The following is an 8,509-nucleotide window of genomic DNA, read 5'->3' on the forward strand; positions in this document are numbered from 1 at the left end:
ATTCCATAGTGATTATCCTCCTGTGTGTTTTAGTTTAGGCGATTAAAGCATAACACAGAATTAATCCACTATGGATTTCTTATTGGTTCAACTTCATTTTACAACAGGTCAGAATTATTAAAACTAAAGTCCAAAGATAAAGACTATTAGTAAATTTACTTACAGGCAGGTTAATATTGTTCATTCACATTTTAAACTCTTTAAGTTCCTTATTTTTAAGCAAAACTAATTATTGAAAAGGTTGTTAAATCTGAAATAAAAGGAGGAATTCTAATACATATAAATACAGTAAGAGGATAAATGTGTTATTGAATAGTAACGTTTATCTTTTTTTGTTTGGCAAAAGAATGCATCATTGAATTTACTGTAAGTTCAATAAACTGTAATTTAAACAAAGGCGAGCGATTTGATCATGATTTATTTGATTTTTATCTTTTATTTATATATATAGATAAGAAATTAAAAACAGTGGTTTTACAAACTAAATGGATATCTGTATTTCTATCAATTTTTTTGAGGTTTATTAAAGCATTTGTTCTAAATAAATTTATCACAATCAGGATGACCACACTGTAGTATAGAATTTCTTCTTGTAAATCTACATTTATATCATACAATTTATTACTATTTTTTTGTAATTTTTTATTAAAATTATTTTTATGTTTAATAAATTTTCATCTATAAAACATTTCTAAAAAATTATTTAATTTCTTTTATTTTGAAAGTAACTTGTGTAAATTCATGTTGTAAGTAATATTATTAAATGATTGTATTCAAACAAAAATCAAAGGTAATTTATATGTTAAAGAATCTGTGATTTATAAAGCAAATTTATATGTTCAGGGACTTAAAATAGCTACCTTGGGTATAATAACTTTAATACATATATTGAAGGGAGTTATAGCTATGACTAAACCTGATACTATTAAACAAAATAGGAAATCTAATAGGTTAATTAATGAAAAGTCTCCTTATTTACTTCAACATGCTTATAATCCAGTAGAGTGGTATCCATGGAGTGAAGAGGCTTTTACAAAAGCAAAAGAGGATGACAAATCTATATTCGTAAGTATCGGTTATTCTTGTTGTCATTGGTGTCATGTCATGGAGAAAGAATCTTTTGAAAATGAAGAAGTAGCAGAAATCTTGAATAGATATTTTGTAGCAATTAAGGTTGATCGGGAAGAGAGACCAGATATAGACAGTATTTATATGACGGTATGCCAAGCTTTAACTGGAGGTGGGGGATGGCCGTTAACTATTTTTATGACGCCAGATAAGAAACCATTTTATGCTGGTACTTATTATCCGAGAGAAAGTAAATATGGAATGTCAGGTATAATAGATATACTTAACTCTATTGCACAACAGTGGAATGAGAATAGAAAAAATATTGTTGCTTCTAGTGAAAACATAATACAGCATATAAAAAATGATGTTAAGAAGGTAAAACAAGCAAAGCTAGAAGAAAAATTAGGAGAAGATGAAATACATAATGCATTTAATAGTTTTAAAAGTGTATTTGATAAAGAGTATGGCGGATTTGGAAGGTCTCCCAAATTCCCAGCTCCTCATAATTTGCAATTTTTGTTGAGATATTGGAAACATTATAATGATCCTAAAGCATTAGAAATGGTTGAAAAAACTTTGGAGGCAATGCATGTGGGTGGAATTTTTGATCATATAGGTTTTGGATTCTCAAGGTATTCCACAGATCAAAAATGGCTAGTACCTCACTTTGAAAAAATGTTATATGATAATGCACTTTTAGCTCAAATATATATGGAGGCTTTTGAGGCTACAGGTAAAGTATTTTACAAGAACGTTGCTGAGAAAATATTTATCTATATAGAAAGGGATATGACATCAGAAGAGGGCGTTTTTTATTCAGCTGAGGATGCGGATAGTGAAGGAAAAGAGGGTAAATATTATTTATTAACAATGGAGGAGGCTTGTTTAGTTTTAGGTGAAAAGTCTTATAAGATCTACTGCGAATATTATAATATAACAGAGGATGGTAATTTTGAAGGCAGTAATATTCCAAATTTAATTGGTAAGAAAAGTAGCTTTAAGCAAAATGAAGCTTTAATACAAAAACTAGAAGAGATGAGACAAAAGCTATTTGAATATAGAGAAAAAAGAATACATCCATATAAGGATGATAAGATATTAACCTCTTGGAATGGACTTATGATTGCTTCGCTAGCTTATGGAGGAAGAATTTTCAATAATAGTGGTTATATTGAGAAGGCAGAAAAGGCTATGAATTTTATTTTAAGTAATATGATTAATGATAAAGGAAGATTAATGGCTAGATACAGAGATGGGGAAGTAGCACATTTAGGATATTTAGATGATTATGCTTTTATCATTCATGCATTAATTGAATTGTATGAAGCCACTTTTAGCGTGAAATATCTAGCGAAAGCTTTAGAGCTTAATAAAAATATGATTGATTTGTTTAAGGATGAAAATCACGGTGGGCTATTTTTATATGGAATTGATGGGGAACAGTTGATTGTAAGACCTAAGGATATATACGATGGTGCAATGCCGTCAGGTAATTCAGTGGCTACATTAAATATGTTAAGGCTTGCTAGGTTAAGTGCTAACAGTGAATTAGAAAATGAGGCGCATAGTCAATTTGAAGCTTTTGATTCAAAGGTTAAAACTATAGAAAGTGCTCATGCTTATTTTATGATGGCTCTACTATATAGTAAGGTGCCAGGAAAGAATATTATTATTGCAGTGGAAGAGCAGGTAAATGATACTAAAACCATGATTAAAGAAATAAATAGGAACTACCTTCCTTTTGCAACAGTAATTTTAAACACTGGCGATGAAAGGTTATCTTCTATTAATTCTGAGATTAAAGCAAATAAGCCTATAATGGGAAAAGCCACTGCTTATATTTGTGAGAATTTTTCTTGCAAAGAACCTATCACGGATATACAAAAATTCTTAGAGCTTATTAAGGTTTAGATGTTATCATTGCTTAAATTCTCAAACAACAATAAAAATTGACAATTATGGACTATTGGTGATAAAATATAGTGTATTATTGAGTAAATATATAATGACTAATTATAGATTCTTATAGGGTAAATCGCGAGTAGTGTTTAAAATAATGAGTGGACGTTATAGTCAACTATAGTGGCCTTGCGTAAGGTGTAACCCATCTCTTTATTTAGAGATGGGTTTTTGTTATATTACAACATACATTTGGCTTGAAATTAGAGACAACAATTTTTAATTGTTATCTAGCATTAAAAGCAATACAGTGGAGATAACAATTATTAATTGTCATCTACCAAGAGCTATACAGGAGGGAACTTTTTATGGATTATAAAAAAATAGTTGCACAAAGGATTAAACAATTGGTAGAAATAGACATAGAAACAATAGAGGGTTTAATTGAAATACCACCAAGACCTGAAATGGGAGAATTTGCGTTTCCGTGTTTTCAATTAGCAAAAACTATGAGAAAATCACCTAATATGATAGCAAAAGATTTAAAAGAAAAGATAGAAAAAGATGGTTTTGAAAAAATAGAGTGTTACGGACCTTACTTAAACTTCTTCCTAGATAAAGGAGTGTTTATTAAAAATACTATTGAAAAGATTCTACAAGATGGTGATTCTTATGGTTCATCTAAAATTGGGGATGGTAAAAATATAGTAGTAGAGTATTCTTCACCTAATATAGCAAAGCCATTTCATGTAGGACATCTATTCACTACAGTTATTGGTAATTCTTTATATAAAATTCTTTCTTTTGAAGGTTATAATTGCACAGGTATTAATCATCTTGGAGATTGGGGAACACAATTTGGCAAGCTCATTTATGCTTATAAAAATTGGGTAGATGAAGAGGCTTTAGCTAGCGAACCTATTAAAGAATTATTAAGAATTTATGTTAAATTTCATGCAGAGGCAGAAATTGATCCAACTCTTAATGACGAAGCGAAAATGTACTTTAAAAAATTAGAAGACGGTTGCGAGGAAGAAGTTAAACTTTGGACTAAATTTAGAGATTTAAGCTTAGTAGAGTTTAAGAAGCTATATAAAATATTAAATGTTAAATTTGATTCTTATGCTGGAGAGAGTTTTTATTGTGATAAAATGGATGCAATAATTAAGGATATAGATCAAAAGGGCCTATTAGTCGAGAGTAATGGAGCTAAGGTCGTAATGCTTGATGATTATAATATGCCACCTTGCATAATTAAAAAATCAGACGGTGCTACAATTTATGCAACTCGTGATTTAGCTGCAGCAACTTATAGAAAGAAGACATATGATTTCTATAAGAATATATATGTGGTTGGAAAAGATCAATCTCTTCATTTTAATCAAGTATTTACAACTTTAAAGCTTATGGGTAATAAATGGGCAGATGATTGTGTACATGTTGCTTTTGGAACGGTGAGATTTGCAGATAAAAAATTATCTACAAGAAAAGGTGATGTCATTTTCTTGGATGATTTATTAAATCAGGCAGTTGCTAAAACTCTTGAAATAATAAATGAAAAAAATCCTGAACTTAAAAATAAAGATGAGGTAGCTAAAAAAGTAGGAATAGGCGCTATTATATTTACTTATTTGAAGAATCATAGAGAAAGAGATATTATTTTTAATTGGGATGAAATGCTTAGTTTTGAAGGCGAAACTGGTCCATATGTTCAATATACTTATGCAAGAGCAAAAAGCATATTAAGAAAAGTTGAGGAAAATAGCAATAAAAACGATGTAAAACTTGATTATAACAAATTGAATTCTAGTGAAGAATTCGAACTTGTAAAACAACTTGAAGGTTTTAAAAAATCAATTATGTATGCTATTGAAAAATTAGAGCCTTCTATGGTTACAAGATACGTTATTGATGTAGCTAAGGCATTTAACAAATTTTATAATCAGTATAATATAGCTAATTTGGAAGATGAATCTAATAAAAAAGCTAAAATTAAAATGGTAAAAGCAACTTGTCAGGTAATTAAAAATGCATTGAACCTTATAGGGATAGAAGTTGTAGATAGAATGTAGTGAGCCCACGTCGAGACTTATAAGAATTTGCGTTATTGCGGTATTTGCAATAACGCTGTTTTTAAGGTATTATAATATTATAGAAAAATTAAAAACTTGTTTATGATTACTTAGCAAATATAAACACATTTGCTAGGCAAATAGAAACACATTTGCTAAGCAAATAAAATATATTTGTTGTAATGTATGCTTTTCTTTTTTTTATAGAATCGGGGGAACTATGTTCATAAAAGAGTATCAAAGTAAGATTGTTATACCTAGTGAAATTTTTATTAAATATAAGATGGATACTATTGCGTATTTAGATATTGAAGCTACTGGTTTTGATATGGAATATGATAAAATAGTATTGATATCTCTAGGGTATTACTTAAAAGAGGGTCAATTTAAAATTATTCAGTATTTTGCAGAGAAGCCTAGCGATGAGGAAAGTCTTTTGAAAGAACTTAAAAAGTCTATGTGTAAGTTTAAGACATGGTGTTCTTACAATGGAACGGCATTTGATGAACCTTTCATCATTAGAAAAATGCATAGATTTAATCTTGGATTTAGATTGCCTAGGGAACATATGGATTTGTTTAGAATTATAAGACCATTTTATAAAAGGATGGGAATCAAGAGCTGTAGCTTAAAAGGTGTAGAGCAGTTTACTGGCATTAAGAGAAAAGATGAAATAAACGGAGCTATGTGGGTAGAATTATATAATGAATACCTAGCAAAACATGATGAAAAGTCTAAAGAAATTCTAATGCTCCATAATTATGAGGATGTTGTAAATTTACCAAGAATTTTTAACGTGGTTAATACTATTGAAAATGATTTAGATCGCAAAAGGAAAGAAAAACAAGCTAAAAAACGAATGATTCTTTTAAAGCGTAGTAGAAATTCAAATGAGTCACTAAAAATAGCAAACAACCAACAGCGGTTATAAAAAACTTTAGCTGTTTTTTAAAATAAACATAGACTAAAGATATTATAAAAACAGTGGTATAATACATATAATGTATTATACCACTGTTTTTTATTATTTGATTTTACTGTCTTTTTTATCAGATGGTTTTGTTTCACAACTATGGTTACAGCCTTTACAGCCATTTCCACAACCACAGTCACCCTTTGCTTGTTTTTTTATATTAGAATAGAAGATATATACAGCTGCAATAACAATAACACCAACAATAATAAATTCCACTGGCTCATCACCTCTTTATATTTTATATTAAACATTTTTTATTATCCTATTATAAAACTACCTATATTAAATATTATGAAAGATACTACCCAAGCTAATGTAAATTGATAAGTTACAGAAAAAATTGCCATTTTTGTTCCATACTCTTTTTTCATAATTGCTATCACTGATACACAAGGAGTATATAATAACACGAATACTAAGAAAGTATAAGCTGATAGCGGAGTAAAATAGCTAGCTAAAGCATGTGTCAAATTACCACCATATATAACGCCCATGGTACCCACAACAACTTCTTTAGCCATAAGTCCAGTTAATAGTGCTATTGAATTTTGCCAGGAAGCAAATCCAAGTGGAACAAATATTGGGTTTATAAATTTCCCAATAGCAGCTAGAAAGCTAAGATTTATGTTAACCATGCCTGTTGAGTTGAAATTTGATAAAAACCATACTATTACGGAAACTGAGAAAATTATAGTTCCGGCTTTCTTTAAGAAACCTTTGCCTTTTTCCCAAGTATGTATTAATAAGCTTTTTATTTCTGGTAATTTATATTCTGGTAATTCTATAATAAAGGGTTCTTCACTCTTTTTAAACAAAGTATGTTTAAATAAAAGACCAATTGTAAATGCTAAACCAATACCCATTAAGTACAATGAAAATACCATAAGGGTTTCTCTACCTGGGAAAAATACTGATACAAACAATGCATAAACTGGAAGTCTCGCATTACATGACATAAGTGGTATTAAAAGTGCAGTTAACTTTCTGTCTTTTTCACTCTCTAGTGTTCTAGCGGACATTATTGCTGGAACAGAACAACCGAAACCAACTATCATGGGAATAAAAGCTTTACCTGATAAACCCATTTTTCTCATTAGTTTATCCATTATAAATGCAGCTCTTGCCATGTATCCACTGTCTTCTAAAAATGAAATGCCTAAGAATAATGCCAATATAACTGGTAAAAAAACTATTACAGAACCAACTCCACCGATGATACCGTCAATTAGTAGAGATGAAAACCAAGGACTGTTATTAGATAGTAAATGAGTTAAAAATGGAACAATACCATCATTAAGCAAACTATCAAGTATGTCTGCTAAGGGCTGTCCTACCCAGTTAAAAGTAAACATAAAAATTATAAACAAGCATACGAAAAATAAAGGATAAGCAAGAATTCTATTAAGCACAATTTTATCTATTTTTTGTGTAACGGAAACTTTATCATCATTCTTTTTATTAGTGCAAGATTTCAGTAAAGTTTCAATGTACGAATAAGTTTCTCCCTCATTTTTGAATTTTAGACTATTAGATGTTGTAGTAGCATAATCTTCTTTAAGTAGGCAGTCTTTAAGTTCAAGAATTCCTTTACCTTTTGAAGCTACTATTGGCATTATTTTTACACCAAGTTTTTTCTCAAGCAAGGCATAATTAATATCTAAACCCTTAGCAATTGCTACGTCAATCATATTTAACACTAAAATTATTGGCTTGTTAAATTGTTTTAGTTGAGTTGTAAGGTATAAATTTCTATCAAGAATCGATGTATCAACGATATTTATAATTACATCTACGTTACCATCTTCTAGAAATTTTTTTGAAACTTTTTCTTCGTTTGAATAAGTGTCCATGGCATATATGCCAGGCAAGTCAACAATTTTAATTTTGTTATCTATAAAACCTTCCTTTTTTTCAACTGTTACTCCAGCCCAATTACCTACATATTGGTTAGAACCCGTAAGTGCATTAAATAGAGTTGTTTTACCAACGTTAGGATTACCTAGTAAAGCAGCAGTGATCATTCAAACCCTCCTTATGATGTATTGATAATGTATCGTCATAATACTTATGCTTTTCTTATACAAATGTTTTTAGCGTCATTTTTTCTAATTGCTAAATTAAAACCACGCAAATTTATAACAATAGGATCTCCAAGAGGTGCGGTTGCTATTAATTTGACTTCAGTACCTTCGATGAAACCTAATGCCAATAATCTCTTAGCAAACTTGTCATCACCACCTATTGATTGAATTAATCCTTTATCGCCTGTTTTTAAATCATAAATGCTTATAATAATCACTCCTTAATGAAAACTCTTCTCAATACAATATTAACATGGATGCTGATTAGTGTCAACATAAAGAAATTAGATAATATATTTAATATGATCGAATTGTGATAATGTCCTATTATACCGAATTTGATTATGTCCCAAAAAGAATATAGTATAATAAAACCTCATGACTAAGAAATGAGGTGGACAAAATCAGAA

General features: G+C 29.6%; 6 protein-coding genes. 3 read left to right on the plus strand and 3 right to left on the minus strand.

Translation table 11 applies throughout. From position 1 onward, the window contains the following. Positions 1–906: 906 nt before the first annotated feature. The 3 genes from KPL38_RS16870 (at position 907) to KPL38_RS16880 (ending at position 5,973) form a co-directional block, all read left to right on the plus strand. Positions 907–2,982, plus strand: a complete 2,076-nt coding sequence (locus KPL38_RS16870) for a thioredoxin domain-containing protein (protein WP_216290307.1) — start codon at positions 907–909, stop codon at positions 2,980–2,982. A 356-nt stretch (positions 2,983–3,338) separates the two neighbouring features. Next, complete coding sequence (argS, locus tag KPL38_RS16875) at positions 3,339–5,042, plus strand: arginine--tRNA ligase (protein WP_216290308.1); 1,704 nt, start codon at positions 3,339–3,341, stop codon at positions 5,040–5,042. Positions 5,043–5,262: 220 nt separating this feature from the next. Then, complete coding sequence (locus tag KPL38_RS16880; RefSeq protein ID WP_216290309.1) at positions 5,263–5,973, plus strand: ribonuclease H-like domain-containing protein; 711 nt, start codon at positions 5,263–5,265, stop codon at positions 5,971–5,973. 93 nt (positions 5,974–6,066) lie between these two features. On the opposite strand, the gene KPL38_RS19805 is transcribed toward KPL38_RS16880, so the two are convergent. From KPL38_RS19805 to KPL38_RS16895, 3 genes are read right to left on the minus strand one after another with little or no spacing between them, the layout of a single operon-like run. Further along, positions 6,067–6,234 (minus strand): FeoB-associated Cys-rich membrane protein, encoded by a 168-nt coding sequence (locus KPL38_RS19805; RefSeq protein WP_216290310.1) that lies wholly within the window; start codon positions 6,232–6,234, stop codon positions 6,067–6,069. Between the two features lie 41 nt (positions 6,235–6,275). After that, positions 6,276–8,039, minus strand: coding sequence for a ferrous iron transport protein B (gene feoB / locus KPL38_RS16890; protein WP_216290311.1), 1,764 nt, complete (start codon positions 8,037–8,039; stop codon positions 6,276–6,278). Between the two features lie 44 nt (positions 8,040–8,083). Beyond that, positions 8,084–8,308, minus strand: a complete 225-nt coding sequence (locus KPL38_RS16895; RefSeq protein ID WP_216290312.1) for a FeoA family protein — start codon at positions 8,306–8,308, stop codon at positions 8,084–8,086. Between the last annotated feature and the right edge of the window lie 201 nt (positions 8,309–8,509).

Source organism: Clostridium psychrophilum (genome assembly GCF_018861705.1).
In the GTDB taxonomy this organism is placed as follows: Bacteria; Bacillota; Clostridia; order Clostridiales; family Clostridiaceae; genus Clostridium_AD; species Clostridium_AD psychrophilum.

What these genes read in the sequence shown, in the direction of transcription:
- feoB (WP_216290311.1), bottom strand. Translation starts at nt 8,039, where the DNA reads ATGATCACTGCTGCTTTACTAGGTAATCCTAACGTTGGTAAAACAACT.
- KPL38_RS16880 (WP_216290309.1), top strand. Translation starts at nt 5,263, where the DNA reads ATGTTCATAAAAGAGTATCAAAGTAAGATTGTTATACCTAGTGAAATT.
- KPL38_RS16870 (WP_216290307.1), top strand. Translation starts at nt 907, where the DNA reads ATGACTAAACCTGATACTATTAAACAAAATAGGAAATCTAATAGGTTA.
- argS (WP_216290308.1), top strand. Translation starts at nt 3,339, where the DNA reads ATGGATTATAAAAAAATAGTTGCACAAAGGATTAAACAATTGGTAGAA.